Genomic DNA, 2,184 nt, shown 5'->3' on the forward strand with positions numbered 1-2,184 from the left:
GTCTCTGTTCAAGGTCCGTGTGCGGTATCGGGCCAGGTACGGCTGGCTCGCGATGGTGGGAACGGTTCATGAAAAATAATCTATCGCCAACCCTACCCGCGCTGGTCACGCCCACGCCCTGGGACACGCTTAAAAACTTCACCGATGCGCGCATCGCTTTGGGCCGCGCCGGTGTCAGCCTGCCGACCAGCGCGCACCTGGCGTTTCAGCTGGCGCACGCCCAGGCGCGTGACGCGGTGCACCTGCCGTTTGACGCGCACGGCATTCAGACCAGCCTGCAGGCTCTGGGCCTGCCCACGCTGCGGCTGCACAGCCAGGCCCTTGAGCGCACCATGTACCTGCAGCGCCTGCAAGCTGACACTGCACACACCTGGACGGTCGCACCCTTGACCGTGGTGACGCAGGGCCGTGTCGCCATCGGCGACCAAGTGGGTGCCGCCTTGCGGGCCAACACGGTGGTGGCGCTGATTGGCGAGCGCCCGGGCTTGAGCTCGCCCGACAGCATGGGGCTTTACCTTACCTGGGAGCCCAAAGTGGGCACCACGGATGCCGCGCGCAACTGCATCTCGAACGTGCGCCCGGCGGGGCTGTCACTTGATGCGGCTGCGCAGCCGCTGCACGCGTTGCTGAGCCAGGCGCGCCTGAAACAACTCACCGGAGTTGGCTTGAAAGACGAGATGGATCACCATGTTCAGGGCTTGACAGACAACTCAACACCCGCCGAACGCTTGGCAACTTATGGTATTCACCCGCTGCCCAAGCGCGGTGGGGTCGTGAGCCACGCGCTCATTGACCGCTTGCGTGATGCAGAAGGTATCTGATGTTTACGTTTTGAGCGCCGTTCATGGCGCCGCTTCAGCACACCCCCATTCGCGGTAAAGTGCGGTCATGCCCACATTCACCCTCACCGACAGCCAGCAGCAGGCGCTGCTAGCCGCCGCGCGCCAAGCCCGGCGCAACGCTTACGCGCCTTATTCCAACTACCCTGTCGGTGCCGCCGTGCTCGACGAAATGGGCCACATCCATGCGGGCTGCAATGTGGAAAACGCCGCCTACCCTGAGGGCCTGTGCGCCGAAGCTGCGGCTTTGAGCGCGATGGTGCTGGCCGGCGGCCGACAGGCCCGCGCCGTGCTGGTGGTGGGCAGCGGTGACGGGGGCCGCTGGATCACGCCCTGCGGTGGCTGCCGTCAGAAGTTGCGTGAGTTTGGCGCGCCCGATCTGATCGTCCAGAGCGCCAACGAGCTGGCGCTGGGGCCGCGCCACACGCTGGCGCAATTGCTGCCCGAGAGCTTTGGGCCGGGCCACATCAAGGTCAGATAAATCGCCCGCCATCGCACCCCATGAACGCCATCGACACCCTCCGCCAGCGCGCGCCCCATTTGCGACCCCGCATTGCGGTGGTGCTGGGCTCGGGCTGGGAGGCCTTGGCCGACCACCTCACCGACGCTGTTCAGATCCCGTATGCCGAGCTGGCCGGTTTTCCGCAGCCCGGCGTGGCCGGTCACGGCGGCAGCCTGTGGCTCGGGCACCTGGGCGCACAGCCCGTGGCCGTGCTGGGCGGGCGCCAGCATGGCTATGAATCGGGCGCGGTGGACGGCATGGCCGAGCCCTTGCGCGTGCTCAAAAATCTGGGTTGCCACACGCTGGTGCAGACCAACGCGGCGGGCAGTTTGCGCCCGGACATGCCGCCGCAAAGCCTGATGCTGCTGAGCGACCACCTCAACCTCGCTCAGCGCTCGCCACTGGTCGGTGTTGGCGGCTTGGAGCGCTTTGTCAACATGGTCGATGCCTATGACCCGGCGCTGCGTGCCCACGCCCACCGCGTGGCGCAATCGCAGGGCGCCACGCTGTTTGAAGGCGTGTACGCCTGGGCGTTTGGCCCGCAGTTTGAAACCCCAGCCGAGATTCGCATGCTGCGCCTGCTGGGTGCCGATGCCGTGGGCATGAGTACCGTGCCTGAAACCATTTTGGCAAGGCACTTGGGTCTGCGCGTGCTGGCACTGTCCTTCATCACCAACCTGGGCGCGGGCATGTCCGCCGAGCACCTGAGCCACGCCCACACCCTGCAGCAAGCGCAGTTGGGCAGCCTTGCTGCCAGCCGCTTGCTGGCCGATATTGTTTCGTCATTACGAACGCAGTGACGCAATCCATGCCCCCGGAAGTCATGGATCGCCACGCTTCGCT

General features: G+C 65.9%; 3 protein-coding genes. All 3 read left to right on the forward strand.

The window, feature by feature from the left end; all coding sequences use genetic code 11:
• Positions 1-68: 68 nt before the first annotated feature.
• The 3 genes from IBX54_RS14635 (at position 69) to IBX54_RS14645 (ending at position 2,141) form a co-directional block, all read left to right on the forward strand.
• Positions 69-821 (forward strand): ethanolamine ammonia-lyase subunit EutC, encoded by a 753-nt coding sequence (locus IBX54_RS14635; RefSeq protein ID WP_296543386.1) that lies wholly within the window; start codon positions 69-71, stop codon positions 819-821.
• A 67-nt stretch (positions 822-888) separates the two neighbouring features.
• Positions 889-1,320 carry a cytidine deaminase gene (locus IBX54_RS14640; protein ID WP_296543387.1) on the forward strand — a complete coding sequence of 144 codons (432 nt, stop codon included), beginning with the start codon at positions 889-891 and terminating at the stop codon, positions 1,318-1,320.
• A 20-nt stretch (positions 1,321-1,340) separates the two neighbouring features.
• On the forward strand, positions 1,341-2,141 hold the full coding sequence (locus IBX54_RS14645) for a purine-nucleoside phosphorylase (RefSeq protein ID WP_296543388.1): 801 nt from the start codon (positions 1,341-1,343) through the stop codon (positions 2,139-2,141).
• The last annotated feature ends 43 nt before the right edge of the window (positions 2,142-2,184 follow it).

Source organism: Rhodoferax sp. (assembly GCF_014859475.1).
GTDB lineage: Bacteria > Pseudomonadota > Gammaproteobacteria > Burkholderiales > Burkholderiaceae_C > Rhodoferax.

Excerpts from the sequence above, each read along its gene's own strand:
- IBX54_RS14635 (WP_296543386.1), top strand. The coding sequence starts at position 69 with ATGAAAAATAATCTATCGCCAACCCTACCCGCGCTGGTCACGCCCACG.
- IBX54_RS14640 (WP_296543387.1), top strand. The coding sequence starts at position 889 with ATGCCCACATTCACCCTCACCGACAGCCAGCAGCAGGCGCTGCTAGCC.
- IBX54_RS14645 (WP_296543388.1), top strand. The coding sequence starts at position 1,341 with ATGAACGCCATCGACACCCTCCGCCAGCGCGCGCCCCATTTGCGACCC.